Here is a 26,915-nt window from a genome sequence, read left to right as displayed (position 1 = left end):
CGGCATGAAGTGCCGCGTGGTTGGACATCTTCGAGCCGGGCTGGCCTTGCCCGCACCGCGCTGGGGCGGTGGTTCACACCGATCCCGCGCTGTTGCGTCGGCAGAAAACATGAGGCTGCCCCTCGTTTCGCCGTGAGCACGACATAAATAGCGCGGAGCACTGTCGGCGCCCGGCCGTTTACGCTGGTCGCGAAAATGAGTGGATCAAGCTCGTGTCACGATTCCAGATATGGTGGTACGCGCGGCCGTCCCCGCGATATCTTGCCGTGAACGAAACCCGATTCTGTCGGAGTCAGCGATTCGGGCTTGCTTCGTTCAGGACTCGTTCCGCAGCTTAATTTCGGCGCTCCAGCTTGTGCCAAGGTAGGACGCTTTCCTCGGTGTCTGCTACCGGCAAGGGCCCAAAGGAAACGATCGGTCGCGTCTTGATTTCAGCACGCTCTCTTCCGCCCTCGGTTCGTGCGCAGGGTGTCACAGCAGTTCTCGGGCCCACCAATACCGGTAAGACGCATCTGGCGATCGAGCGGATGGTGGCGCACCCGACCGGAATGATTGGCCTGCCGCTGCGCCTGCTGGCGCGCGAGGTCTATGGTCGCGTGGTCGATAAGGTCGGCCCCGAGGCGGTGGCGCTGGTCACCGGCGAGGAAAAGATCAAGCCGCAGCGGCCCCGCTTCTGGGTCTGCACCGTTGAGGCCATGCCGCGCGATCTCGCCGTTGATTTCGTCGCGATTGACGAGATCCAGCTCGCTGCCGATCTCGATCGCGGTCATGTCTTCACCGACCGCCTGCTGAACCGCCGCGGCCGGGCCGAGACGATGCTGATCGGCGCGGGTACCATGAAGCCGCTGATCGAGCAGCTCATTCCCGGCGTGAACGTCGTCACGCGCCCACGCCTGTCGCAACTCACATTTGCCGGCGACAAGAAGATCACCCGCCTGCCACGACGCAGTGCGATCGTCGCTTTCTCCGTCGAGGAGGTTTATGCGATCGCCGAACTGATCCGTCGGCAGAAGGGCGGGGCGGCCGTGGTGCTCGGCGCGCTCTCGCCGCGCACGCGCAATGCCCAGGTTGAGATCTACCAGTCGGGCGACGTCGATTATCTCGTTGCGACCGACGCGATCGGCATGGGTCTCAATCTCGATGTCGATCACATCGCCTTCGCGTCGGACCGGAAATTCGACGGTCATCATTTCCGCAAGCTGAACCCCGCGGAGTTCGGCCAGGTTGCCGGGCGCGCCGGCCGCCATCTGCGCGACGGCACCTTTGGCACGAGCGGGCGTTGTCCGCCCTTTGACGCCGAACTGGTCGAGGCGATCGAGAATCACCGTTTTGAATCGGTGCGGCAGCTGCAATGGCGCAATTCCGATCTCGATCTGCGCTCCGTCGACGGGCTGATCGCCAGCCTGAACGTCCAGCCAACGGAGCAGGGGCTGACCCGTGCGCTAATCGCGGAGGACATGACGACGCTGGAGGTTCTGGCCCGCGATGCCGATGTCAGGCCGCTGGCGCAGGGCCGTGCAGCAGTCGAGCGGCTCTGGGAGGTGTGTGGCCTGCCGGATTATCGCAAGATCGCGCCGATGCAGCATGCTGATCTCGCCACCACGCTGTATCTTCGCCTGATGCGCCACGGACGGCTCGATCCGGACTGGTATCGTGCCCAACTCGATGCGCTTGACCGGACCGATGGCGAGATCGACACGCTGTCAGCCCGCATTGCGCAGGTCCGAACTTGGACCTATGTCGCAAACCGTCCTGACTGGTTACCTGATCCAGAGCATTGGCAGGGGGTGGCGCGTCTTGTAGAGGACAAACTGTCGGACGCTTTGCACGAGCGGCTAGCCAGCCGTTTCGTCGATCGGCGCACGAGCGTGCTGATGCGTCGTTTGCGGGAGAATGCAATGTTGGAGGCTGAGGTCACCACGACGGGCGACGTGCTCGTCGAGGGACAGCATGTCGGGATGCTTCAGGGATTTCGCTTCACGGCGGATCCCAAGGCTGGCGGGCCCGAGGCGAAAGCCTTGAACATGGCCGCGATGAAGGCGCTTGCCAGCGAGATCGAGGCGCGCGCCGCGCGTGTCGTACTCGCGGCTGATGATGCCTTCGTGCTTTCGCATGACGGGCTGGTGCGCTGGATCGGTGAGCCGGTCGCGCGGCTTGTCGCCGGCGACAAGGTTCTGGAGCCGCGCCTGCGCTTGCTGGTCGAGGAGCACCTGACCGGACCGGCGCGTGAGCAGGTCGACGCGCGCCTCACTCTCTGGCTGAAGAACCACATCGCCCGTCTGCTTGGTGCGTTGCAGTTGCTCGAGAATGCCGAGAATGTCACCGGCATCGCGCGCGGCATCGCCTATCAGGCCGGGGAGTCGCTGGGCGTGCTGGAGCGCGCCAAGGTTGGCGAGGAGATGAAGACGCTGGATCAGGAGGGCCGCGCGGCACTCCGTCAGCTCGGCATCCGCTTCGGAGCCTTTCATCTATACGTCCCCGCCCTGCTGAAGCCGGCGCCGCGCGCGCTGGCGGCCCAGCTCTGGGCGCTGAAGCATGGCGGACCCGATACGTCTGGCCTCGACGATATTGCCCATCTCGCAGCCTCGGGCCGGACATCCTTTGCCGTCGACAAGGCGGTGCCGAAGGGCCTCTATCGCGCTGCCGGCTATCGCGTCTGCGGCGAGCGCGCCGTGCGTGTCGATATCCTCGAGCGGCTTGCTGACCTGATCCGGCCAGCTATCGCCTATCGCCCGGGCCTGACCCAGGGCCAGCCGCCCACCGGCGCGGCCGATCAGGACGGTTTTGTCGTGACCGGTGCCATGACCTCGCTGGTCGGTTGTGCGGGCGAGGATTTCGCCTCGATCCTGCGCTCCCTCGGCTATGTCTCGGCCAAGCGTCCGGGACCGGCGATCACAGTGCCGCTGGCGCAGCCACCGGTCGCGGCTGCCGCTCCGGTCGCTGAGGCACCGACGGCGGACACAACGGACGTTCCAGCTGGGCACGAGGCCGTTGCGACGGTCGGGGCCGATGAGGCCGGCGCCGGTGTTGTCGACGAGCCCATGGCTACCGCTGACATCGAGACCGCCGAGGCTGCCTCGCTGGAGGCTGCCGCGCCTGAAACGGCCGACGCCCCGATTGCGGTGGAGACCGAGCTCGAGCAGGCCGCGCATCCGGTGCCAGCCGATGCCATGTCTGCTCTGCCGGCACCTGCCGACGAGACACCTGTGTCCGAGACACTGGCCCTTGAGACCGTTGCGTCGGAGACCGTTGCCTCCGAGGCTGCAGCTGACGTCGTTGCTGCGACCGAGGTGCAGGAAATCGAGGTCTGGCGGCCGCATCGTCACCAGGGCGGGCGCAGGCCGGAGCATGCCGGGCGCGGTCGCCGCGATGGCGCTCAGGGCGAGCGTCAGCCTGGCGCAGGCCGTGGTGAGCGCCCGAGCCGTGACGGCCGGCCCGACGAGCGTCGCCGCCAAGGCGATCGTAGCCGTCCGGCTGCCGCCAACGCGTCTCAAGGCGATGCCGGCCGGCAGGATGCGCAGCCGCGCGACGGGGATCAGAAGCGCAATGGCCGGCCGCAGCGCAATGGCCGTCCAGAGCAGGGGCGTGGCCCGCGCCCGGACTTCAAGCGTGATGGACGCCCTGGCGGTCCACGCCGCGAGGAGCGGGGCAGCGAGCGCTTCCAGCAGGCATCAAAGCCGCGCCCGGTCGAGCGCGAGCCTGATCCGGATTCGCCGTTTGCCAAGCTTGCGGCGCTCAAGGCCCAGCTCGAGGGCGGCGGGCGCAAGAACTGACCTGGGCTGAAACTGACCTGGGGCTGAGCGGAAAGGCTGTCCTTGCGGGAAGATCGCCAGCGTCTCGACAAGTGGCTCTGGTTCGCGCGTTTCGCCAAGACGCGCTCGGTCGCCGTGCGCCTGGTGGATGACGGCCATGTCCGCGTGAATGGTCGGCGCGCCGTGAATGCAGCGCTTGGCCTCAAGCTCGGTGACGTGCTGACGCTGGCGTTGGTGCATGAGACCATGGTGGTGCGCCTGCTTGCTCTGGGCAGCAGGCGCGGTCCCTATGAGGAAGCGCAACGGCTCTACGAGCGCCTGGGCGAGAGCATGCGCGGCGACGCGCCGCTTGCGGAGGACGATCCGAGCGGATAGAGCGCGGGAGCGGTTCGATAGGCCTGCCAGGGCAGGCTTGGGCGCTTCAGGAGGAGTTTCCTCTCGGAGCTGGCTGGAAGAGATTTTTCTTTCTGCCGCGGCCCCGATATCGACCTTGAAACACCCGCCTTCCGGGTCTTTATGATCCGGCAGGATGGACCGGGAAGGACTGGCGACATGACCTATGTGGTCACCGAAAACTGCATCAAGTGCAAGTACATGGACTGCGTCGAGGTCTGTCCTGTCGACTGCTTCTATGAAGGCGAGAACATGCTCGTCATCCATCCCGACGAGTGCATCGATTGTGGTGTCTGCGAGCCGGAATGCCCGGCCGAGGCGATCAAGCCCGATACCGAACCCGGCCTTGAGAGCTGGCTGCAGCTCAACTCGAAATATGCGTCGAGCTGGCCGAACCTCACCCAGAAGAAGGACCCACCGGCCGACGCCAAGGAATTCGACGGCGTGCCCGGAAAGCTCGAAGAGCATTTCTCGCCGAACCCCGGCGAAGGCGACTGAATCTCACCCACGGGGGAGCGGCCGAAGCATGGGCACACCGGCGCTGCGACAAGCAGTTCCGGTGTTAATCGGCGTTTACCTTTGATTCGGCGTGTTTTTTGTGATACACCTTTTCGTGCAGTCGAATTGGTTCCGCCTGCCCCTGCGAGGATTCATAAACGGGGCACCCCCATAGATACGGGATGACCAAGGCTTCCGGCAGAAGGCCGGAGCGTGGAGATTTCCGTGTTCGGTGGTCAAGTAGCAATCGGCTGAGGGAGCGTGAGGCTGCGGGTCCGTGACCGCTCGGTCGGGATTACAACGCATCAGGCAGAGTGTCTCCGGTCATTCCGGCCGGGGACGTGTCATCGTGGGCCGTCTCAAGCGGTCCCGTCAGGAGTCGTAACGGCATGTCCACTGCGAAGAAAGCTGTTGTGCGCCAGGGTTTCAAGACGGGCGAGTTCGTCGTCTACCCGTCCCATGGCGTCGGCCAGATCACGGCGATCGAAGAGCAGGAGGTTGCCGGCTTCAAGCTTGAACTCTTCGTCGTCAGCTTTGCCAAGGACAAGATGACGCTGCGCGTTCCCACCGCCAAGGCAATAAGCGTCGGCCTGCGCAAGCTTGCCGATACCGATATCGTCAGCAAGGCGCTGACGACGTTGACCGGCCGCGCCCGGATCAAGCGCACCATGTGGTCGCGCCGCGCCCAGGAATATGAAGCGAAGATCAATTCAGGCGATCTCGTCGCCATCGCCGAGGTCGTCCGCGATCTCTACCGTTCCGAGGCGCAGCCCGAGCAGTCCTATTCCGAGCGTCAGCTCTACGAGGCTGCGGTTGACCGCATGACCCGTGAGATCGCGGTCGTCGACGACGTGACCGAGACCGAAGCGCTGAAGAAGATCGAAGGCCAGCTCGCCAAGTCGCCGCGTCGTGCGGCCAAGGGCACCGAGGTCGACCCGGCTGATGCCGATCTCGAAAGCGATAATGACGATCTGCAGGAAGAAGCCGCCTGAGGCGATTCCTCCGGCATGATGCCAATCAACCCGGCGGGCAACCGCCGGGTTTTTTCTTGGCCAGACGGCTCCGGTTTTTGCGCGGGAGAAGGGCGACTAAGCGCTCCCAGGCTGGCTTGGCGGCCCTGGGCGTCTTCTCGTGATCCGGCAGCTGCTCGACCGGCCGCCCATCGCGCGCGGTCCGGTGGATCAGCAGGCGGGCCTTGATCTGCGTGACCCCACGGGACCTGGGCCAGATCGGGCGAGCGCCCATGGAGTACCTTGCAGCCAGTCAGTTCGGAAGCGGCGCCGGCAAGGTTGTTGCCGGTGCAGGGGGCGCCTGCAGAGGCCGATCACGCCGGTTCCGTCGGTGGCGCCCGATGCTGCAGCAAGGAAAGCTAGGACTGCCCGCGCGGGCAGTCCCTATTCGGCGACGATCTTGTAGCGCTGGCCGGGCGTCAGCTTGCTGTTGCGATCGAGCCCGTTCAGCAGCAGGAAGAGGTCGAACGCGCGCTCATGTGTCCCCATGCGGGCGGCCAGCGTTGCAGGCGTGTCGCCTTCGGAGGCGCTGACGATCCGCAACTGCAGAGGCTTCGTGGCCTGTGCTTCCGCTGCAGTCAGGACCCGGAAGCTGCTGAGCACGGCGCGCATCGGGCGCTCCGGATCGCTGCTGCCGCGGGCCGCCAGGATGAAGCGATAGACGCGATTGCCTGCCTGGATGGCGGCGAGCCTGAAGGTCCAGTCGGTCCCCTTGCCGCTGGCCAGGACGGCGGCCTGGCCGTCAAGGTCGAGCTTCTCAACGGGACCGGTCTCGACCCCGTCGATCCAGCCGGAGGCGACATAGGATTCGAGCGTCTGGCCTGGCTTGAGCGTGACCGAATCAAAACGCAGCGCCTGGGCGCCGTTGCCGCTGACACCAATGACCATGTCGCGGGCCGCCTCAAGGTCGAACCCGTCGGGGGCAGCGAAGGTGATGCGCAACGTGCTGTTGAGATAGCGCCGGCCTCGCACCACGCCATCGCTCGGGTCGTCGCCATAGGCGATGCCGTCGATCGCGGCGAGCCAGCGGGCCGCGTCGCGCTCGCCAAGCCCCGGTGCACCGATCTGGCGGGCGGACGCCGTGACGGCGGCGACGCGCTCCGGGGTCGAGGGATGGCTGGAGAGAATATCGAGCCGCTTCTCGCTGCCGCTCTGGCCCTGGCCACTGTTGCGGAAGCTGGTATTGCGGCCGAGCGCGCCCAGGAAGCGGCCCGCTCCATAGGGATCGTAGCCGGCGCGCGCGATGTTGCGGACGCTGATCTGGTCGGCAATCAGTTCCTGCTGTCGCGAGAAGCGGGCGAGAGAGATCTTGGAGCCCGCCTGAACGGAGGCGCCAGCAGCCGGATCGTTGAGCACCTGCGTGACGACTTGCGTGACAAGCGCGGATTCGGCTTCGGCCTCCGCCCGTTCGATCGCGTGATGGGCGGTGACGTGGGCGATCTCGTGAGCGAGCACCGAAGCGATCTCGCTGGTATCGTTGGCGAGCGCCAGCAGCCCGCGCGTGACGTAGAGCCGGCCGTTCGGCAGGGCAAAGGCGTTTACCGCCGGCGAGTTCAGGATGGTGATCTCGTAGCTGCCGATCTGCCCTTCGCCAGCCTTGACGAGCCGGGCGACGACTTCGTTGAGCTGGGCCCGAGCGTTCGGCGCGCGATACTCGCCGCCGAAGGCGGCCAGCAGTCGCAAATGCTCGCGGTCCGACGCGCGCTGGAAGGTGCTCAGCCGCGGGGCAAGCTCGCCATCGGCCGGTTGCGGGGGCAGGACGCTCTGGTCGCCGAAGCAGCCGGAAAGCAGCAGGGCGGGCAGGAGCAGGGCGCCCAGTCGCGCCATGGGGCGTGACACAGTCTGTCGGCGAAAGGCCAGCATGGTTCTAATCGATCAGTTCCAGGGCTGCGCGGGAGGGGAGTTCGAGCGACAATCCATCCGGCCCGCTCAGTACGCCGCGCGCCCACACGCGTTTACCCGTCAGTGTCCTGGCGGTCCAGCCGACCTCCCGCATCTCCCGCCAGAGCCTCCTCGACACGACGACCGACGCACCGGCTCCCCGCCGGCGCGAAAAATTCAGATAGGAACGCTGCGGTCGCTCGCCGATCGATGCGATCCGCCCCTCCAGCACGATGACCCGGCCGGCGTGCACCTTCAACGCGGCAATATCGTGACCATCGACGAGATTGGCCGGTTTATGGCGAGTTTGTCGCGAGGATGGGGCGGTATTCGAGGCAGCTGCCCGCAAGAGCGCATCACAGGGGCTGCTGAAGGAATCGGGCAAATGCCAGGCCGCGCCGCTTCGGATGAGGGCCGCTGACAGATCGAGCGGTGCGGCCCCCTGTGCATCCGGATCGGCCAGCAGGCGCGCCGGGATGCGGCCCCAGCGATCGGGCTCGGCCAGGATGACGAGCTTGAGATCACGGCCTTGCCATGCCGCCAAGGCTGACGCGAACCGTGCGGTCTCCGTTTCGTCCTGCCTGGGAGCCAGTCCGACAAGGCGAATGCGCCGGCCATCGCCGAGCAGCAGATCGCCCCGGGCATCGGCTCCAGTCAATCGAACTGCCGGCGTTTCAGGAGACAAGCCGGGACAAGGATCGTTCGCCAGGGCATTGCCCGCCGCTGCAACGAGACTCAGCATGATCGCAACAAGAGGCTTCACCCGCATGCGCTTTATGCTAAACGCATTCACGTGCGTCCCGGTAGCTCAGCAGGATAGAGCAACGGTTTCCTAAACCGTAGGTCAGGGGTTCGAATCCCTTCCGGGACGCCAGTTCTCCCACAGCAATCTGAGACTGGACTGGGTGATCCGCCTGGCTCGGCTTCTGACCACAGGTTAGGCTCGGCTCCGGCGCCGTTGCTGGCTTGTGCAGGCCTCGCGACGGCGCCTGATCGCGGCTCGCTGCCGCGCAACTCCCACTCCATAGGTTCACGATGCCCAAGCGTACGATCTCTTCCGACCGTGTCTTCAAGGGAAGGCTTCCCTTCGCCCAGGCGACGGTCGCCGGGGACTTCATGTTCGTCTGCTGCGTCGGGATGGACAGGGAGGGCAAATATGCTGTCGGCGACGCACGGCGTCAGACGCAGCAATGCATCGACAACATCCGTGCTCTCCTCGAGGAGGCAGGCGGCAGCCTGACGGATATCGTGAAGTGCACCGTCTATGTCACCGACCGTGCCTATTGGGAGCCGATGAACGAGGTTTATTTCGCCAATTTCGCCGAGGATTCGCCGCATCGCGTGTCCTGCATCGTCAATGGCCTCGGCTCGCCCGACTGTCTCGTCGAGATCGACGCGACCGCGTATCTCGGTGAGATGAGGTAGCCCTCGAGATCGCGCAGTGGCTGGCACGTCTGTCTCGGGGTGTATCCCGAGACCGGGCCGGGTCTCCCGAACGCGAAGTACCGTCACGATTCAAGCAACCAGAGAGATACCGAGCCATGTCGATCGAACGTGTAGGCCTGACGGAACGGTGGTGCGATGCCGCCATTTTCAACGGCATTGTCTTTCTCGCCGGCCATGTCGCGGAGAAGACCGAAGGGGAGACACTGACACGGCAGACCGAAGAGGTGTTGGCCCTGCTCGAGGAGACGCTCGAAGCCGCGGGCAGCGCGAAGGACCGGATTCTGAGCGTTCAGATCTTCCTGACCGATATTGCTGGGATCGCCGAGATGAACGCCGTCTGGGACAAATGGGTCGCCCGGGGCAGCGCGCCGGCGCGCGCAACGGTGGAGGCGAAGCTCGCTTCGCCGGGATATGCGATCGAGATCACCGCTGTGGCCGCGAAGAAGGTCCTCTGAATTCGGGGGGCGTGCGCCGTGTTGGATATCTGACCTATCGTCAGCCAGTCATTAAGCATGGCGGTTGAATCTCGGCGCGGCGGACCCGATTTCCACCGCGGTTTAGGGATTTGACCGCCATAGCAGGACGCGCCGAGGCCATTCCTGTTCGCCTCGCACGGGAAGCCATGACGATCATCGTTCGATCGACCGGGGGCCCTGAAAGGTGGACAAGGGCTTTGACATGTCTGTTCGCGCGATGATCCGAGCGATGCGACCGCATCATTGGCTCAAGAACGGGCTCGTCTTCGTCCCCATCCTGCTGAACCATGATGTGTTCGATCTCGCGGCGCTCGGTCACGGGGCGGTTGCCTTCATCGCGTTCAGCCTGCTCGCCTCGGCGATCTATCTCCTCAACGATATCGTCGATGTCGAGGCCGACCGCCGCCATCCGACCAAGTGCAAGCGTCCTTTGGCTGCCGGCGAGATCACCGCGAGGCAGGCCTATGCTGCGGTACCACTGCTGATGATCGCGGCCTTCGCCTCGTCGGTGTTCGTGCCTGAGCCGCGCATGTTCCTCCTGGCGCTGACCGCCTATCTGGTGCTGGCGCTGCTCTATCTGTTCGTTCTCAAGCGCAAACTGCTGGTCGATGTGCTTGGGCTTGCAGCATTGCATACCCTGCGCATCCTGGCCGGCAACGCCGCGGCGGCGATTCCCGTTTCGTCCTGGCTGCTCGCCTTCTCGATGTTCCTGTTCTTCAGCCTCGCGCTGGTGAAGCGCTATGCGGAGCTGCGGATCACGCAGGATCAGTCCGGACTGAAGAAGGCTGGCCGCGGCTATCAGGCCGAGGATATCGAGGCGCTGTCGCAGCTCGGCATGGCCTCGGGCTGCACCTGTGCGCTGATCATGGCACTCTATGTCGACAGCGCGGCGGTGAAGCAGCTTTATCGCCACCCCGAGATCATCTGGCTGGTTTGCCCGGTCATTCTCTATCAAATGGCGCGGATCTGGTTTCTCGCCCGCCGGGGCCAGATGCCGGATGATCCGCTGGTCTTCATGATCCGCGACTGGCGCAGTCAGGTAACGGGTGGGTTGGTGCTGCTGATCATGGTCGCAGCGACGGTCCTGCCGTGACCGGACGAGCACCCGAATACCGGTCCTGGGGCGGCCTGATCGCCCGGAATACGCAGATCATCATGCCGGATGTCTGGAGCGCCGAGCCCGGGCGCTACCCATCCACGGTGCTCGCTTACGGCAATGGCCGTTCCTACGGCGATTCCTGCCTGAATGATGGCGGTGGGCTGATCGCGGCGCGCCGCCTCGATCAGATCTTGGCCTTCGATCGCGAAAGCGGGCTGATCACCTGCGAAGCCGGCGTGTTGCTCGACACCATCCTGGAGCATGTGGTTCCGCTGGGCTGGTTTCTGCCGGTCACGCCGGGCACCGCCTTTGTGACCGTCGGGGGGGCGCTCGCCAACGACGTGCACGGCAAGAACCACCATCGCGCCGGCACGTTCGGGCGGCACGTGCGTGCCTTCGAGCTGGCACGTTCGGATGGAGTCCGGCTCACCTGCGCGCCCGACATGAACAGGGAGCTCTTCGCGGCCACGATCGGCGGCTATGGGCTGACCGGGTTGATCACCCAGGTGACATTGCAGCTGATGCCGATCCCATCCGCTGAAATGCGCCAGGAGGCAATCCACTTTCCGAGCCTCGGCCGCTTCTTCGAGGTCGCGGTGGAATCCGATGCAACGCATGACTACACCGTGGCCTGGATCGACTCGCTTGCCGGTGGGACCGGTTTCGGGCGCGGCGTCTTTTTCCGGGCCAATCACGCACCGGCGTCGGAGCTGCCGCAGCCGCGCACTGCGCGCCCGCTGCCATTCCCGATCAATCCTCCCTTTCCCCTGATCAACCGCCTGACGCTGCGCGCCTTCAACATGCTCTACCGGGCCGCGCAGCCGCGCTCGCCGGAGCCGCGGCGCATTCCCTATCGGCCGTTCTTCTACCCGCTCGACCGCGTGAACAACTGGAACCGCGCCTATGGCCCGCGGGGCCTGCGCCAGTTCCAATGCGCGGTGCCGATGGCTCACGCACACAGAGCGGTCGAGGAGATGCTGAGGCGGACACTCGCGGCTGGCGAGGCATCCTTTCTGACGGTGTTGAAGCTGTTTGGAGACGTGCCCTCGCCGGGCATCATGTCCTTTCCGGTTGCAGGCGCGACGCTGACGCTCGATTTCCCACATCGCGGCGAGCGGACGCTCAAGCTGCTGGATGAGCTCGATCGCGTGGCAATCGCGGCCGGCGGGCGGGTGAACCCTTACAAGGATGCTCGCATGTCGCCGGCAACCTTCGAGGCATCCTTCCCACAGTGGCGGGATTTTGCCCGGCATGTCGATCCGGGCTTCTCATCCGGCTTCTGGCGCCGCGTGACCGCGGGCTGAAGGCAATTCAGACCATTGCCCGGGTGACCGCTTCGAGCCGATAGCCTTCCGGATCGATGACGAAAGCCGCGTAATAGTCAGGTGCGTAGCGCGGTCGCAACCCCGGAGCGCCATTGTCCCTACCGCCCGCGGCAAGCGCGGCCCGATGGAAGTCGTCGGCAGCCTGACGCGAGCCGGCCGCGAAGGCGAGGTGGAAACCTGGCCCGGGCGGGGTGACCGGGCCGGCCTGCAGCTTCAGCGCCAGGAGGTCGCCGCCGTTCGGTGGCCCGTAGCCCGCTCCATCGGAAACCGTCCAGACCCGCACGAGCCCGAGCGGCGCCAGCGCAGCATCATAGAAGGCGATCGCCCGTGCGAGATCGGACACACCGAAGGAGAGATGGCTCAACATGGCTCACCGGACTGACGCTGCGGGAGGGAGAGTTCTGCACATGCGGCGACGGATTTATGTCAGCAGGCACTCCGACGCAAAAGGGCCGGCGCATGCCGGCCCTGGGGAGCTGCCTGGGCAGGGCGCTCAGTTCTTCGCAGTCGCTACCTTGCGCAGATAATCGGTGACGATCCGCGTGATGCCGCGCGAGAGCAGGTCGTCGAGTGCCTCGATGAACTGGTCGCATTGTTCGCGTGTCACGATCAGCGGCGGTTCGAGGCGGATGACGTTGCGGTTGTATTCGGTGAAGGCGACGAGCACGTCGTAATCCTTCAAGAGCAGCGCGCCGACAAAGCCGCAGAGCGAACCCTTCAGCTTGTCGTCGAGCAGCGCGACCATGTGCTTGACGCCGAAAGGCATGGCCTCGCTGATGTCCTGGAACTCGACGCCGATCATCAGGCCGCGGCCGCGGATTTCCTTGAGTAGGGTTGGGTGCTTGGCGCGAAGGATGTTCAGCCGCTCGATCAGGTAGTCGCCCTGGCGCTTGGCGTTGCCCATGAGGTCTTCCTCATAGAGCACGTTGAGGGCCTCGATCGCGCTGACGCAGGCCTCGCCCATGCCGCCGAAGGTGGCCTGGGCATGGATCAACGCGGTTTTCGGTTTGCCATAGGCCTTCATGTAGAGCTCGCGCCGGGCGATCATGGCGCCCATCGCGGCCTTCGAGCCGCCGAGAGCCTTGGCGAGTGCGGTGACGTCGGGCACGACGCCGTCACGCTCGAAGGCGAAGAACTGGCCGGTGCGACCGAGCCCGCACTGGACCTCGTCGGCAATCCAGAGCACGCCGTGCTTGTCGCAGAGCGCGCGCAGGTCGCGCCAGAAGCCTTCGGGCGCCTCGACGATGCCGCCGCCACCCTGGATCGTCTCCATCACGACGATGCCGATCGCCGGGTCGGATTCGAGCGCCAGGCGTACGGCCTCGATATTGCCGAACGGTACCTTGACCCGGTTCTCGATCAGCTTGAACTGGGACTGGTAGAGCGTCGAATCCGTGACCGAGAGCACGCCCTTGGTCTTGCCGTGAAATGAGTTCGCGGCATGCAGGATCTTCGACTTGCCGGGGCCCTGAACCTGCTCCGCGACCTTCAGCGCAGCTTCCATGGCCTCCGAGCCGGTCGAGCCGAGAAAGACCATGTCGAGATCGCCGGGCGAGATCGTGGCGAGATTCCTGGCCAGGGCGGCCGCATATTGCGACATGAACGCCATGCAGATCTCGTGGCGGTTCTCGTCCTGGAACTTCTGCCGGGCGGCGATGATGCGCGGGTGGTTATGGCCGAAGGCGACCGAGCAGAACCCGCCGAAGAAATCGAGGATCCTGCGTCCGTCCCGGGTGATGTAATGCATGCCCTCGGCACGATCGACGATGATCTTGTCGAAGCCGAGCAGCTTGAGGAAGTGCAGCTGCCCGGGATTGATATGGTTGGCAAAGAGCTCCTTCACCTGTGCGGCGTCGAGCTGCTTGGCCTCCTCGACGCTGATCAGCTTCGGGCGGGCGGGGGAATCGTCGTTCCTGAAAGCGGGCATGCTCATGCGGCCTTGCTCCTCTGCTCGCCCTTGCTCTTGCGATATTCGGTATAGGCGGCGAGCAGCATATCCTCGTCGCGGTATTTCGGGGCCCAGCCGAGCTCGCGCTTGGCCTTGCTGGTATCGAGAATGCAGATTTCGTCGGCGATCATGTACTGCTCCGGGTCCATGATCGGCAGGTTGATCGCGTCAAGCGTGTTCAAGGCGAACTTGACCAAGGGTGCAGGGGTCGGCAGCAGGATCGATTTCGAGCCGGCATGCCTGATCAGGTCGCCCAGCAGCGTCTTCACCGGCGGCGGATCATCCGAGCCGAGATTATAGGCGCTGTTGGGGAAGTCGGCCTTCCAGGCTGCGGTGCAGGCGCTGGCGCAGTCGAACACCGAGATGAACTGGTAGGGGTTGCCGCCGCCGCCGATCATCGGCACCGGCAGGTTCATGTCGATCAGACGGAAGAGCTTGACGAGGATGCCGAGGCGGCCCGGGCCGATGATCAGGCGTGGCCGGAAGATCGGGATCCGAAAACCCTTGTCGCGATAGGTCTGCGCCAGGGTCTCGGTGGCGAGCTTGCTCTCGCCATATTCGCCGAGGGGCTTTGCCGGATGGGTCTCGTCCTGCGGCACGGTGATGGAGTGGCCGTAGATCATGTCCGTGGTGAAGTGGACGAGCTTGTTGGCGCCGCGCTTCTCCATCCAGTTCAGGATGTTGGCGGTGCCGTGATAGTTCACCGGCCAGAAGAAATCATGGCGTTCCCTGCGGGTCACGATCGGCGAGAGCATCTTGGCCGAGAGATTGTAGACGAGATCATCCTGGCCGAGCGGGATGCTCTCCACGCTCTCGGCTCTGGTTACGTCGATCGTCTGGAAGGGGACCGTCGCATAGTGAGCGTGACCGCTCTTCTGGATATCCGCGACCAGCACCTCCGCGCCCATGGCGGCGAGATCCGCTGCGAGATGCGAGCCGACGAAGCCGTCTCCGCCGATGATGATGTGTTTCATGCTCTGTTTGCCGCCGGTTCGATGGTGAGCTGCGTCAGCGCGACGTGTCGGGAAGGCGAGGGCGCCGGTCACGGACCGGCACGGGCACCGGGCGCAAGGCGGGCCTGTTCTCGGGCGGTTCGAACAGGGTGCCGAGGCGGAGAACGAAACGTGCGATCAGGTCCATCATGACTCAGCTCTGTGCGATGAAGATGGTGCCAAGGACGATGAAGCCAATGCCGGCGATGCGGGCAGGGCTCAGGTCTTCCTGGAAGACGAAGTAGGCGTAGACCGCGACCACGACATAAGCGAGGCTCAGGAACGGGTAGGCGTAACTGATCTGTACCTTGGACAATACGATCAGATGCGAGGCCATGCTGACCACGAAGGTGCAGAGGCCGGCGAAGACGAAGGGGTTGAAGACGACCCGAAATATGGTCAAAATCAGTCCGTCATTCGCGATATCGAGGTTACCGATGCCGGTCATGCCCCGTTTCAGCATCAGTTGTGCGGCTGCATTGGTCAGCACGGTAAACAGAATCAGGGGTATGTAGGAATTCATCGGGGCAGCATTTGTCCGCGTTCTTGACGGGCCCTGAATGCGGCTGAAAATACTTCAAATGCCTTACGTCAGCGACCTTACCTCACCGTAACCTTAAGAAGATGCTGAGGCCTTGCGGACAAGTCTCGCGGATCTCGCATGCCCTGTTCCCCGCCGGTTCTGGCGGGCATGGCGGCAGCCGCGGCATGCAAGATCGACCGGTCCCCGAGACCTGTGCTCAGGCGACCTGCCCTTCTTCAAGGACACCATCCTTCTCGAGGGTGCGCTGCAACGCCCGCCGCGAGAATACGCGAGCGAGATAGGTCTCGAAGACAGGCAGGCGCGGCAGCGCGCCGATGATGTTCATGCCGAAATGAAGGCCGCTGCCGAGCTGGGTGTCGGCGGCGGTGAAGCGGTCGCCGGCCGCGAAGTCATGATTGCCGAGGCGCTTCTCCAGATAGGCGACGGCGTCCTCGTGCGAGCCGAAAGAGAAATGCTGCGGGACGTATTCGATGTTGGTCGCCCTGGTCGCGATGATCGGATCGAGTACGGCGTCGGTGTAGACCAGCGACGTCAGATAGGCGGCGCGCGCAGGGTCACTCAGCGCAGGCGCGAGACCAGCCTGCGGGAAAGCGTCGGCGAGGTAGATGCAAATCGCGGCACGCTCGGTGACGGTGATGCCGTCGTGGACGATGGCGGGGACCTTCTTGTGAGGCTGGATGGCCCGGTAGTCTTCGGGCGCGCCGCTCTTGCCGCGAATGTCGATCATCTCCATCCGGTAGGGCTGCCCGAGTTCCTCCAGCAGCCAGAGCACACCGAAGGAACGCGATTGCGGAGCATGGTAGACGGTCAACATGGCTCTCTCCATCATGAGGACGGCGCTCCCGATACGGTGCGTCGTCAGGGCGATGGCGGGAGTTTTGACGGCACTCGATGTCAGTAGGTGTCAGGAGTCGCGCGGCTCGCGGTCAGCTCTCTTCGCTATGCCCGCGCCGGATGCGGCGGACCGCCGACCAGACGCCGATGAGGGCAATGGGCACGAAAAGCGCTGTCGCCATGCCGACGTCGATGGGCAGGAATCCGGCGTCCTTCGCGCCCTTGGCGAGATAGCCGAAGAGGCTGACGACATAATAGCCGATCGCCGCGACGGAGAGGCCCTCGACCGTCTGCTGCAGCCGGAGCTGGAGGCGGGTGCGCTCGTTCATGGCCGCCAACAGGTCGCGGTTCTGCTGCTCGAGCGCGACATCGACGCGGGTGCGCAGCAGGTTGGCGGCGCGCGCCAGCTTGCGTGACAGGTCGCTCTGGCGCTCCTGCAGCATCTGGCAGGTGCGCATCGCCGGCGCCATCCGCCGCGACAGGAAGGCTGCGAGCGTTGGCCAGCCGGCATGCGGCGTTTCGCCGATCGCGATCAGGCGCTGCTGGACGATGTTGTCATAGGCGCGGCTCGCACCGAAGCGATAGTTCGTGGCCGCCGCCTCGGATTCGAGACGCGCGGCAAGCGCGGTCATCTCGTCGAGCAGCGCATTGTCGGAGACAAGGCCCTCCGTTGCGGTCATCGTCGAGGCGATACGGACCAGCGTTTCTTCCGTGGCGCGCACCGATGGCGCGATGCGCTGCGCCTCCGGCAGGCCGAGCAGCGCCAAGGTTCGATAGGTTTCGATCTCCAGAAGCCTCTGGGTCAAGGCTCCCGAACGGGACGGTGTCAGTTCGCGGTCGAGGAGGAGAATGCGGACGAAACCGCCGGCACCGACCCGGAAATCGGTTGCCGCAATCGCGCCGGAATGATCGACCAGGGACGCGGCGAGGCTCGCGGGATCGAAGATTGCATCGAGTTCCCCGGTCCCGATCGCGGGCAGGAGATGGAGGTCGATCGAGACGAGGTGCGGGCCGGGCTGTGGCAACCCCTGCATGGGATGCTGCAGATCGATTGCGGCGGGAACGAAGGCGGAGCGTTCGGGCGCGGACAACTCCCAGCTATAGGTCGTGAACTCGCTATGCTGCTCCCAGCGCAAGCCAGTATCCGCGACGCGCGCGCGATGATGCTTGGCTCCTTCCGCCGGGGGCGTCACACCGCGCTCGGAGCAAAAACGCGCCAAGGCGTCGCGGTCGGCCGCTGCCTGGGCGGCATTGGTCAGGAAGGCGAAATGCAGCAGGCGGCGCGGAGTTTCGATCGGCGCGAAGGGGCGGGCGTGGACCTCGGCGAGAATGACCGCGCGGTCCGGGTGCGGCACGAGGCCGCCGTTCTGGTGCTGGATCATGTCGCCCCGACGCCCATTCGACCGCTCCCGAGAGGGGCAAGACTGCCGTAAAGTTCCGTGCCCGGCCAGATGGGCATGGTGCCGCAAGCAGGGAGGGGAGAAGGCTGCCGACAGGATCCGGCAGCATGTCGTGCCAAGCTCTGACGAGAGAACCCATCCGGAGCCCCCATGCCCCTGCCCAACCGTGTCAGGCCCGACGGCTCGCTCGCCCGCGACCCTGCGCGTGGCCTGCTGTTCGGCAATCGTGGTGGCCGGTTTCACGATCCGCAGACGCAGGCCATACCGATCCGGTCGTATGCGACACGGCAGTGGATCTGCTGCGTGCTGTCCTTCAAGGGGCGACGGCGACAGGTCTGGGGCAAGGGTTACACCGAGCTGTTCTTTTGCGACGAGGTGACGGCGCTTGCGGCCGGGCACCGGCCCTGCATGGAGTGCCGGCGGGCGGATGCGCTGGGCTATCGCGCGGCGCTGGTCCGAGGCCTCGGTCTCATGTCCGTGCCGCTTTTCCCCGAGATCGACCGGATTCTCGACGGCGAGCGCCGGATCGGGCGAGCCAAGCAGAAGCACCAACTCCAGGCCGCTGGATTGCCTGATGGCACCATGATCGAGGCTGGTCCCGGCGAGTGGCTGGCCTTGCGCGGTGAGGCCGCGCTGCTCTGGTCTCCCGACGGATATATCGAGCGACGGCGGCGGATATCGGGGGCCGTCCTGGTGCTGACGCCGCCTGCGACGATCGCGGCCCTCGCGAATGGCTATCGACCGCTCTGGCATGGAAGCGCGACGCTGTTTTCGTGAGGGTGGGCCGAGGCGGGAGGATGGGGCGCGGAACCTTCGGCAGCCCAAAGACGTTGCACCAGCACGATCATTTTTCAGGGGCTGTTCCAATGCGTTCGATTGCACTTTGGCTGCTTGGCGTGCCGATTCCCGTCATCATCCTGCTCTGGTTCTTCATGCGCTGAGACGATTTGCCAGCGAGGAGCGGGGATGGCCGGGCTTGTCCCGGCCATTTTGATTTTACTACTGACGAAATCAGTCAGTCGTCATATGGTCTGGTGACGTGCTCGCGGCGCATGGCGGCGCGGTCGCATCCGTCCCTCGCTTCCCCTATATCGTGGCCATGTCCATCATCCGCGTTTCCAACCTGTCCAAGACTTACGCGTCCGGCTTCAGCGCGCTGAAATCGGTCGATCTGGAAATCCGCCGCGGCGAGATCTTCGCATTGCTCGGCCCCAACGGCGCCGGCAAGACGACGCTGATCAGCATCATCTGCGGACTGGTGAACCCGACATCGGGCAGTGTGCTCGCCGATGGGCACGACATCATCAAGGAGTATCGGGCCGCGCGCGCCCGCATCGGGCTGGTGCCGCAAGAGTTGACCACCGATGCCTTCGAGACCGTCTGGGCGACGGTCAGCTTCAGCCGCGGGCTGTTCGGCCTGCCGCGGAATCCGGCCCATGTCGAGCGCGTGCTCAAGGATCTCTCGCTCTGGGACAAGCGGGACAACAGGATCATGACGCTCTCCGGTGGCATGAAGCGGCGGGTGCTGATCGCCAAAGCGCTGGCGCATGAACCGCAGATCCTGTTTCTCGACGAGCCGACGGCGGGCGTCGATGTCGAGCTCCGCCAGGACATGTGGAAGCTCGTGCGCCGCCTCAGGGATGACGGCGTCACCATCATCCTGACCACGCATTACATCGAGGAGGCCGAGGAAATGGCCGACCGGATCGGCGTGATCAGCAAGGGCGAGATCATCCTGGTCGAGGACAAGGCCGAGCTGATGCGCAAGCTCGGCAAGAAGCAGCTTTCGCTCTCCCTGCAGGAGCCGCTAGCCGCAGTGCCGGAGGGCCTTGCGGCCTATGATCTGGCGCTCGCGGCCGAGGGCGAGGAACTGGTCTACACCTATGACACCAAGGCGGAGCGGACGGGCATCACCGCGCTCCTGCAGGATCTCGCGACCGCAGGTATCCGCTTCAGGGATCTGCGCACCAGCCAGAGCTCGCTGGAAGACATCTTCGTGAGCCTGGTGAGGGAGCGGCACTGATCATGGCTATCAATCTCCACGCGATGCGCGCGATCTATCGCTTCGAGATGGCGCGCACCTGGCGCACACCGCTGCAGAGCATCGTCTCACCGGTGATCTCGACCTCGCTCTATTTCATCGTCTTCGGTGCCGCGATCGGTTCACGCATGCAGGCGATCGACGGCGTCGCCTATGGCTCCTTCATCGTGCCCGGCCTGATCATGCTCTCGCTGCTGACACAGAGCATCGCCAACGCCTCGTTTGCGATCTATTTCCCGAAATTCACCGGTACGATCTATGAATTGCTCTCGGCGCCCGTGGCGTGGTGGGAGGCGGTCATCGCCTATGTCGGCGCGGCGGCCACGAAATCCATCTTTCTCGGCCTGATCATCCTGCTCACGGCGACGGCCTTCGTGCCGCTCAGGGTCGAGCATCCGCTGTGGATGCTGCTTTTCCTGTTCCTGACTGCGATGACCTTCAGCCTGTTCGGCTTCATCATCGGCATCTGGGCCGACGGCTTCGAGAAGCTGCAGGTGATCCCGCTGCTGGTGGTGACGCCGCTGACCTTCCTCGGCGGGTCGTTCTACTCGATCGACATGCTGCCGGGAATCTGGCGGACGGTGGCGCTGTTCAACCCGGTCGTCTACCTGATCAGCGGTTTCCGCTGGAGCTTCTTCGGCGTCTCCGAGGTCGGCATCGTGGTCAGCCTGGGAATGACGCTGATCTTCCTCGCTGCTTGCATTGCGACGGTCGGCTGGATCTTCCGGACCGGATATCGCCTGAAGACCTGAGCCGGCCTCAGGCCGCCTTCACGTCAGAGAAGAAGGTCTCGACGGCACCCCGCAGCGTCTCCGCTTCACGGCTCAGGCTTTCGGCCGTCTTCAGAACCTGACTTGCCGAGAGCATGGTCTCTTCGGATGCAGCGGTGACCCCTTCCATCTTGCGGGAGACGCGGATGGTGCCATCCGACGTCGCCTGCGCGTTGCGGGCGATCTGCGCGGTTGCCTGCATCTGCTGCTCTGTCGCCCCCGCAATCGCCACGGTGTGCTGGGCCACTTCGGCCATCACCGCCGCGATCGCTTCGATCGCGGCGACCGCGCCGCGTGTCTCGGTCTCGAACGCCGCGATCTGGGCGGCGATCTCGTCCGTCGCCTGGGATGTCCGGCTCGCCAGGGTCTTCACCTCGCCAGCGACGATGCTGAAGCCGCGTCCGGCCTCGCCGGCACGTGCCGCCTCGATCGAGGCGTTGAGGGCGAGGAGATTGGTCTGGGCGGCAATGTCGCGGATCATCGAGACGATCTTGCCAATCTCTTCGGCGGCATAGGTCAGGTTGGCGACATTCGCGCTCGCGCTGATGGCATCGCGCGCAGCATTGCCAACGACACCATTGGCCTTGGCGACGCGCCCCGTGATCTCGGCGATCGAGCCGGAGAGCTGTTCCGAGGCCGCGGCAACATTGCGAACGCTGTCGGCGGCATCGAGGCAGGCAGCGCGAGCGTCCGCGGCCTGCGAGGTTGCGGCCGTTGCAGCATCGTTCAACGTCCGGGCCGTGCTCTCCATCTGGCTCGAGCCGGCTCTCACCGTCTTCAGCACGGCGTCGATCCTGGCATCGAAGCTGCCGATGAGCTCGTCGATCCTGATCTGGCGCTCGGCCCGGGCCGTCTCGGTTACCCGAGCAGCGCCTTCGAGCTCGGCGCGCGCCATGGCGTTGTCGCGAAAGACGACGACCGAGCGGGCCATGTCGCCGATCTCGTCCGGGCGTGCGGCCAGGGGAATCGCGGCGACCGGTTCCGACTGCGCCAACCGACGCATCGTTGCCGCCAGCCGTCTGAGCGGCTGTGAAACGCGCCGGTGCACGATCCAGAGTGCGAGGGCGAGCCCGGCCGCGATCATCAGGGCACCGATGATCATTTGGCGCCGGGCGCTGCTGTCCTGCAGCGCGTCGAGACGGGCATCAATGATGCGGCTGTTGACGTCGTTGAGGATCGCGATGTGCTTCAGCGCTTCATTCAGGGCCTTGCGGTTCGCCCGGTTGACCTCGTTATTGCCATGCCTGTCGGCTGCAAACGGGCCTTCCGAGCGCGCGAGCCGGACCGTCTCGCGCCGGAAGCGGATGAATTGTTCGATCTGATCGGAAACGGCGGCAAAGGCTGCGCTGTCCTCGGCCTGAACGAGAGGGCGCCAATCGTCCATGACCTCATGGATCTGAGCCAGATCATCCAGGAGTGGCTGGGCGAAACGCTCGGCATCGGCGGAATCGCGGCTCATATAGAGCCCGCGCGTTTCCATCACGACGGCGTTGACCAATCCGTTGATACGTTCCGCGATGAGCACGCGGCGTGATGCGAGTTGCATCTCGTCCGTCATCGCCGCGTAGCGGCCGAGCGCCTGGACGCCGAGGATGGTGGCCAGAGCGGCAGTGACGGCAAGAAGCAGAACGGCTCCGAAGATCTGGCTCGAAATCTTGCGCAGGGACGCCATCCGCTCGTGGGTTGGAGCGCCGCCGCAGCTGGCGCAGATGTGATCGCGGCGCCGGATGATGGCTGCGAATGGTTAATCCCTGGTGATCTGCGCGCCCACCAGGGGGCGGTTGGCATCGGAGTCGTGCTGCGGATGATTGACAGCGGGCGCCCTTCCTGTCTTGACACCGGCATGACCGATATCTCCACCCTTGATGCCCCGGCGACCGCCGTTGCGCCGCATGCGCGCCGGCGCACCTTCGCCATCATCTCGCACCCGGACGCCGGCAAGACGACGCTGACCGAGAAGCTGCTCTATTTCGGCGGCGCGATTCAGCTTGCCGGCGAAGTGCGCGCCAAGGCGGGCCGCCGCCAGACATCATCCGACTGGATGAAGATCGAGCGGCAGCGCGGCATCTCGGTCGTCACCTCGGTGATGACCTTCGAGTATGGCGGGCACGTCTTCAACCTGCTCGACACGCCGGGCCACGAGGACTTCTCGGAAGACACTTATCGCACGCTGACGGCGGTCGACTCCGCGGTGATGGTGATCGACGCCGCCAAGGGTATCGAGGCGCGGACCAAGAAGCTGTTCGAGGTCTGCCGGTTACGCGATATCCCGATCGTGACCTTCATCAACAAGGTCGATCGCGAGACGCGCGATCCCTTCGACCTGATCAACGAGATCGAGACGACGCTGGCGCTCGACGTCGCGCCGATGACCTGGCCGGTCGGGCGCGGGCGCGACTTCGTCGGGACACTCGATTTCGCCTCGAATACCTTCCGTCGCAACCAGAAGGGCGACGAGAGCGATGCGGGAACGCCCGTTGCGGGCGAGGACGATCCGCTCTTCGACGAGCTCCTGCCGAACGGCCTTGCCGAGACCTGGCGGGAGGAGGTTTTCCTGGCGCGCGAGGGCCTGAAGCCGTTCGACCTGGAGTCCTTCCGCGAGGGCCATCTGACGCCGGTCTATTTCGGTGCGGCGCTGCGTGACTATGGTGTGCGCGACCTGATCGACGCGCTCGGCCGGCATGCGCCGAGCCCACGCGCCCAGGTCGCGGACATACGCGCGGTCGAGGCGGAGGAGCCGAAAATGACCGGCTTCGTCTTCAAGATCCAGGCGAACATGGATCCGAACCATCGCGACCGCATCGCCTTCATGCGGGTCTGCTCGGGCAAGCTTTCGCGCGGCATGAAGGCGAAGCTGGTTCGCACGGGCAAGCCGATGCCGCTGAATGCGCCGCAGTTCTTCTTCGCGCGCGACCGCTCGATTGCCGAAGAGGCCTTTGCCGGCGACATCGTCGGCCTGCCGAACCATGGCACCTTGCGCATCGGCGATACGCTCACCGAGGGCGAGGACATCGTCTTCAAGGGCGTGCCGAGCTTCGCGCCGGAAATCCTGCGCCGCGTCAAGCTCAAGGACGCGATGAAGGCGAAGAAGCTGCGCGAGGCCCTGCAGCAGATGGCGGAGGAGGGGGTCGTCCAGCTCTTCCTGCCGCATGACGGCGCGCCGGCGATCGTCGGCGTGGTTGGCGCATTGCAGCTCGACGTGCTGAAGGAGCGCATGGATGTCGAGTATTCGCTGCCCGTCGATTTCGAGCCATGCCAGTTCGCGATCGCGCGCTGGGTCTCCTCGGACGATCAGGCGGCGCTCGCAAAGTTCGTCGCGCTGAAGCCGTCCTCGATGGCGGACGACCTCGATGGCGACCCGGTCTTCATGGCCTCGTCCCAGTTCACACTGAAATACGATGCGGAGCGCGTCCCGGAGATCACCTTCTCCGACGTCAAGGACTATCAGAAGGTCGCGAAGGCCTGAAACTCTCCTCCTCCGAGGGGAGGGAGAAGCGAGAACGGGGATCGGCAACGCGCCTCACCCCGTTGTCGCCTCTTGAGGATGCGGCGCGGCCGCGTTCCGCGCTCCCGCGGGCCGAGGGATTATCCCGCGCGATTGCCGGAGACGATCGCCAGGGCCTCGACGAAGCGATCGAGATCCGCCTCCATGATGTAGGGGGCCGGCGAGATCCGGATCGTGTTGCCCTGGGCGACGCCGCCGCGGCGAACGGTCATGACCTTGTGCTTGTCGCGCAGCTCCGCAACGATCGCATTGGTCTCCGCAGGGCTACGCTTGCCGGTCAGGGCGAACGAGGTGATGCCGGCCACCATGCCGGGATCGTCCGGGGTCTGGATCTCGACGCCCTTGAGTTCGCGTACCTTGGCGACCCAGTGATTGCGCAGGTGGCGGTAGCGCGCCTCCTTGGCCTCCGGGCCGATCTCCTGATGCAGGGCGAGTGCGGCGGGGACTGCGAGCTGCGCGGCGAAGTTCGGCGTGCCGGTATGGATCCGGGAGCGGACATCGTCGGCCTTGAAATCCTCGTCGGCCATATAGGGATCGATATCGCCGAGCCGATCCTTGGCAACGTAGAGCAGGCCGACACCGAGCGGCGCGCCGATCCATTTGTGCAGGTTGAAGCCGATGAAATCGACGCCGAGATCCCGGGCCTGGAAGGCGACCTGGCCCCAGCTATGGGCGGCATCGAGGATGACATCGGCGCCGCGCGCCTTGGCCATCGCGGCCAGTTCCTTGACCGGCATCATCAGGCCGGTGCGATGGCTGATATGGGTCAGCAGGAGAAGCTTCGTCCTGGGATTGGCCTTGAGCGCCGCATCATAGGCATCGAGCACTGCCTGGCGCGTGGCGGGCTCGGGGATGTCGAACCTGACGACATCGACGCCGCGCCGGGCCTTCAGCCAGTTCATCGCATACTGCATCGAATCGTAGTCGAGATCGGCATAGAGCACGGTGTCGCCGGGCTTGAGCCTGTTGTAGCCGGAGATCAGGGCCTGCAGCGCTTCGGTTGCGCCGCGCGTCAGCGCGATCTCCTCACGCGCCACGCCGAGGAATGCGGCGAGTGGGGTGCGAACGTTGTCGAGATCGGCGCCGATCCTGCTGCGGGCATAGACCGTGTTCTCGAAGTTCACGAAGTCGGTCAGGCGCTTGTATTCGGCCTTCACGGGCTCGGCCATGATGCCCCAATAGCCGTTCTCAAGATTCACCATGTCGGGCGTGACGCTGTAGAGGCCGCGAACTGTGTTCCAGTAGCTCGTATCGGTGCCGGGATTGGCGGTCGGAAGAGCCGGCAGGCTGCGCGCGGCGGCAGGCATTGCCTGCGGTATCAACGCTGCGGCGCCAAGGCCGAGCAGAAGCGTGCGGCGATTCGTTGCAAAGGCTTGGCCGGTCATGAGCGTCATCTCCTCGCTGATGCCGCGCAGAGCTAACGATCGGCTGTTGCAGGCCTGTGACGATCGACCGGATCGATCACGAGACTTGTCCGCCGGCACGCTCGGAAGGATCGCGCTTGGCGGTCGGCGCCGACGGGCTTCGCGGTCGCGCCCGGGCTAGCCCGGAGATTGAGCTCCCATGGCTTCACGACGCCGCCCGCGGAAGAGGCGGGCCGTGCCGTTCGCACGCGGCAAGCGCGTGCGGCCACGATACCATTCAAGGCGACGCATGCGTTCCCACGGCTGCGGCCTGTTCCAGCCCTGAGGCTGCTCGAACGACCGGCAATTCGGGACCCTTTCCGCCGCCGCTCAAAGGCGGCGGAAAGGGTGGGCGCGTGCGCCTGCGGGCTATGGTCCGGGGGCGCCGGTTCTAGGCGTGTCCGGTCTTCAGCGCCTGGTCGAGGTCGTTGTAGAGATCCTCGACATCTTCGATGCCGGTCGAGAGGCGAAGCAGATCGACCGGGCAGGGCGAGCCTGCGCCCTCGATCGAGGCGCGATGCTCGATCAGACTCTCGACGCCGCCCAGCGAGGTGGCGCGCTTGTAGAGTTCGACATGCGCCGCCGCCTTGATCGCCGCCTTCTCGCCGCCGGTGACCTGGATCGACAGCATATAGCCGAAGCCGTTCTGCATCTGGCGCGCCGCGATGTCATGGCCGGGATGTTGTGGCAGTCCGGGATAGAGAACACGGGCCACCAGCGGATGGGCGGAGAGCTTCTGGGCGAGCGTCATGGCGGAGGCCGTCTGGCGTTCCTGGCGGACGTGCAGGGTGCGCATGCCGCGCATCAGCAGATAGGCCTCGAAGGGGCCGAGAATGCCGCCCTGCATCTTGCGGACGGTTTTCACGCGGTTCCAGAAGGCATCATCCTCGCGGGCGCAGAGGGCGCCGGCGACGACGTCGGAATGGCCGTTCAGCACCTTGGTGGCAGCGTGCATGACGATGTCGGCACCGAGCGTAAGCGGCCGGGTATGGACCGGAGACGCGCAGGTCGAATCGACGGCAAGCTTCGCACCGGCCGCATGGGCGATCTCGGCCGCGGCGGCGATGTCGGTGATGGTCCAGAGCGGGTTTGAGGGCGTCTCGGCCCAGACCAGCTTGGTGACGCCTGGCTTCACGGCGGCCTTCAGCGCGGTGAGATCGTCTGTCTCGACGAATTCGATCTTTAGTCCCCAACGCGTGGCCTCGGTCAGAAGCCAGGAGCGAAGCGCCCAGTACATCACCTTCGAGGCGACGACATGATCGCCCGGCGAGAGCGCCTGGAAGACAGCCGTGGCGGCCGCCATGCCCGAGCTGAAGAGCAGTGCCCCTGCCTTCGCCTCTTCCAGCATCGCGAGCACGGTTTCCGCCTCGCGCACCGTCTCGTTGTCCGGGCGTCCATAGACGAAGCCGGAGGAGTAACCGTTGTCCTCGTCGCGGATATAGGTCGTGGCGATATGGATCGGCGTCACGACGCCCTTGGTGAGCGGATCGATCTTGCCCATGGCCTGGGCGGCCAGCGAACGGGGATGAAGCGGGCGCTTGGTCATGGAGCGATTCCGGAAAGGTTCCATGAGGAACGGGAATGTCCATCTGGCGCAG

General features: G+C 65.1%; 24 protein-coding genes and 1 tRNA gene. 13 read left to right on the top strand and 12 right to left on the bottom strand.

Annotation, left to right across the window (positions count from 1 at the left end; genetic code table 11):
• Positions 1-428 precede the first annotated feature (428 nt).
• The 4 genes from AB4099_RS07555 (at position 429) to AB4099_RS07540 (ending at position 5,635) form a co-directional block, all read left to right on the top strand.
• Positions 429-3,773 (top strand): helicase-related protein, encoded by a 3,345-nt coding sequence (locus AB4099_RS07555; protein WP_441477691.1) that lies wholly within the window; start codon positions 429-431, stop codon positions 3,771-3,773.
• A 42-nt stretch (positions 3,774-3,815) separates the two neighbouring features.
• Positions 3,816-4,127 carry an RNA-binding S4 domain-containing protein gene (locus tag AB4099_RS07550; protein WP_113516052.1) on the top strand — a complete coding sequence of 104 codons (312 nt, stop codon included), beginning with the start codon at positions 3,816-3,818 and terminating at the stop codon, positions 4,125-4,127.
• A gap of 177 nt (positions 4,128-4,304) precedes the next feature.
• Complete coding sequence (gene fdxA, locus AB4099_RS07545) at positions 4,305-4,643, top strand: ferredoxin FdxA (RefSeq protein WP_113516053.1); 339 nt, start codon at positions 4,305-4,307, stop codon at positions 4,641-4,643.
• A 389-nt stretch (positions 4,644-5,032) separates the two neighbouring features.
• Positions 5,033-5,635, top strand: a complete 603-nt coding sequence (locus tag AB4099_RS07540) for a CarD family transcriptional regulator (RefSeq protein WP_043233962.1) — start codon at positions 5,033-5,035, stop codon at positions 5,633-5,635.
• A gap of 402 nt (positions 5,636-6,037) precedes the next feature.
• On the opposite strand, the gene AB4099_RS07535 is transcribed toward AB4099_RS07540, so the two are convergent.
• Together AB4099_RS07535 and AB4099_RS07530 are read right to left on the bottom strand one after the other, a co-directional pair.
• Entirely contained in the window at positions 6,038-7,516 is a 1,479-nt protein-coding gene (locus AB4099_RS07535) for a M48 family metalloprotease (protein WP_441477560.1), read from the bottom strand.
• Positions 7,517-7,520: 4 nt separating this feature from the next.
• Complete coding sequence (locus AB4099_RS07530; RefSeq protein WP_441477559.1) at positions 7,521-8,303, bottom strand: thermonuclease family protein; 783 nt, start codon at positions 8,301-8,303, stop codon at positions 7,521-7,523.
• Positions 8,304-8,331: 28 nt separating this feature from the next.
• On the opposite strand from AB4099_RS07530, the gene AB4099_RS07525 reads away from it, so the two are divergent.
• The 5 genes from AB4099_RS07525 (at position 8,332) to AB4099_RS07505 (ending at position 11,859) form a co-directional block, all read left to right on the top strand.
• Positions 8,332-8,408, top strand: a tRNA-Arg gene (locus AB4099_RS07525).
• A 161-nt stretch (positions 8,409-8,569) separates the two neighbouring features.
• Entirely contained in the window at positions 8,570-8,959 is a 390-nt protein-coding gene (locus AB4099_RS07520) for a RidA family protein (RefSeq protein ID WP_441477558.1), read from the top strand.
• 116 nt (positions 8,960-9,075) lie between these two features.
• Positions 9,076-9,435 (top strand): RidA family protein, encoded by a 360-nt coding sequence (locus AB4099_RS07515; protein ID WP_113516057.1) that lies wholly within the window; start codon positions 9,076-9,078, stop codon positions 9,433-9,435.
• A gap of 223 nt (positions 9,436-9,658) precedes the next feature.
• Positions 9,659-10,549 (top strand): UbiA family prenyltransferase, encoded by an 891-nt coding sequence (locus AB4099_RS07510; protein ID WP_441477557.1) that lies wholly within the window; start codon positions 9,659-9,661, stop codon positions 10,547-10,549.
• A complete protein-coding gene (locus tag AB4099_RS07505) occupies positions 10,546-11,859 on the top strand; it encodes an FAD-binding oxidoreductase (protein WP_441477556.1) in 1,314 nt (437 codons plus the stop codon). The genes AB4099_RS07510 and AB4099_RS07505 overlap by 4 nt, the downstream gene beginning before the upstream one ends.
• Positions 11,860-11,866: 7 nt before the next feature.
• Here AB4099_RS07505 and AB4099_RS07500 read toward each other — a convergent pair whose 3' ends face one another.
• From AB4099_RS07500 to AB4099_RS07470, 7 genes are all read right to left on the bottom strand, one after another.
• Positions 11,867-12,247 (bottom strand): VOC family protein, encoded by a 381-nt coding sequence (locus tag AB4099_RS07500; RefSeq protein WP_113516059.1) that lies wholly within the window; start codon positions 12,245-12,247, stop codon positions 11,867-11,869.
• A gap of 126 nt (positions 12,248-12,373) precedes the next feature.
• Entirely contained in the window at positions 12,374-13,813 is a 1,440-nt protein-coding gene (locus tag AB4099_RS07495) for an aspartate aminotransferase family protein (protein WP_441477555.1), read from the bottom strand.
• On the bottom strand, positions 13,810-14,802 hold the full coding sequence (locus tag AB4099_RS07490) for an NAD-dependent epimerase/dehydratase family protein (RefSeq protein WP_441477554.1): 993 nt from the start codon (positions 14,800-14,802) through the stop codon (positions 13,810-13,812). Before AB4099_RS07490 ends, AB4099_RS07495 begins: the two co-directional genes overlap by 4 nt.
• Before the next feature lie 34 nt (positions 14,803-14,836).
• Entirely contained in the window at positions 14,837-14,971 is a 135-nt protein-coding gene (locus AB4099_RS07485) for a hypothetical protein (RefSeq protein WP_441477553.1), read from the bottom strand.
• A 3-nt stretch (positions 14,972-14,974) separates the two neighbouring features.
• Positions 14,975-15,343, bottom strand: coding sequence for a DMT family transporter (locus AB4099_RS07480; protein WP_441477552.1), 369 nt, complete (start codon positions 15,341-15,343; stop codon positions 14,975-14,977).
• A gap of 217 nt (positions 15,344-15,560) precedes the next feature.
• Complete coding sequence (locus AB4099_RS07475) at positions 15,561-16,178, bottom strand: glutathione S-transferase family protein (RefSeq protein WP_441477551.1); 618 nt, start codon at positions 16,176-16,178, stop codon at positions 15,561-15,563.
• Positions 16,179-16,290: 112 nt separating this feature from the next.
• Positions 16,291-17,580, bottom strand: a complete 1,290-nt coding sequence (locus tag AB4099_RS07470) for a DUF3422 family protein (protein WP_441477550.1) — start codon at positions 17,578-17,580, stop codon at positions 16,291-16,293.
• A 168-nt stretch (positions 17,581-17,748) separates the two neighbouring features.
• Here AB4099_RS07470 and AB4099_RS07465 point away from each other — a divergent pair, with 168 nt between their 5' ends.
• The 3 genes from AB4099_RS07465 to AB4099_RS07455 all read left to right on the top strand — a co-directional run bounded on the left by AB4099_RS07465 (position 17,749) and on the right by AB4099_RS07455 (position 20,391).
• Entirely contained in the window at positions 17,749-18,375 is a 627-nt protein-coding gene (locus AB4099_RS07465; RefSeq protein WP_113516065.1) for a hypothetical protein, read from the top strand.
• Between the two features lie 322 nt (positions 18,376-18,697).
• The gene (locus AB4099_RS07460) at positions 18,698-19,621 is read left to right on the top strand and encodes an ABC transporter ATP-binding protein (protein WP_113516215.1); all 924 of its coding nucleotides are present in this window, start codon (positions 18,698-18,700) and stop codon (positions 19,619-19,621) included.
• Between the two features lie 8 nt (positions 19,622-19,629).
• Positions 19,630-20,391 carry an ABC transporter permease gene (locus AB4099_RS07455; RefSeq protein ID WP_113516216.1) on the top strand — a complete coding sequence of 254 codons (762 nt, stop codon included), beginning with the start codon at positions 19,630-19,632 and terminating at the stop codon, positions 20,389-20,391.
• Between the two features lie 7 nt (positions 20,392-20,398).
• On the opposite strand, the gene AB4099_RS07450 is transcribed toward AB4099_RS07455, so the two are convergent.
• Entirely contained in the window at positions 20,399-22,081 is a 1,683-nt protein-coding gene (locus tag AB4099_RS07450; protein ID WP_441477549.1) for a methyl-accepting chemotaxis protein, read from the bottom strand.
• Between the two features lie 171 nt (positions 22,082-22,252).
• Between AB4099_RS07450 and AB4099_RS07445 the strand changes: the two genes are divergently transcribed.
• Positions 22,253-23,875: a peptide chain release factor 3 gene (locus AB4099_RS07445; protein ID WP_441477548.1), complete on the top strand. Its 1,623-nt coding sequence runs from the start codon at positions 22,253-22,255 to the stop codon at positions 23,873-23,875.
• Between the two features lie 119 nt (positions 23,876-23,994).
• Here the strand turns inward: AB4099_RS07445 and AB4099_RS07440 are convergent, their stop codons facing one another.
• Together AB4099_RS07440 and AB4099_RS07435 are read right to left on the bottom strand one after the other, a co-directional pair.
• Positions 23,995-25,299 carry an aminotransferase class V-fold PLP-dependent enzyme gene (locus tag AB4099_RS07440; RefSeq protein WP_441477547.1) on the bottom strand — a complete coding sequence of 435 codons (1,305 nt, stop codon included), beginning with the start codon at positions 25,297-25,299 and terminating at the stop codon, positions 23,995-23,997.
• A gap of 409 nt (positions 25,300-25,708) precedes the next feature.
• The gene (locus AB4099_RS07435; RefSeq protein ID WP_441477546.1) at positions 25,709-26,863 is read right to left on the bottom strand and encodes a trans-sulfuration enzyme family protein; all 1,155 of its coding nucleotides are present in this window, start codon (positions 26,861-26,863) and stop codon (positions 25,709-25,711) included.
• Between the last annotated feature and the right edge of the window lie 52 nt (positions 26,864-26,915).

This window comes from Allobosea sp. 2KB_26, from assembly GCF_052115715.1.
Taxonomy (GTDB): Bacteria; Pseudomonadota; Alphaproteobacteria; order Rhizobiales; family Beijerinckiaceae; genus Allobosea.
This window is presented reverse-complemented; position numbering and strand designations above follow the sequence as displayed.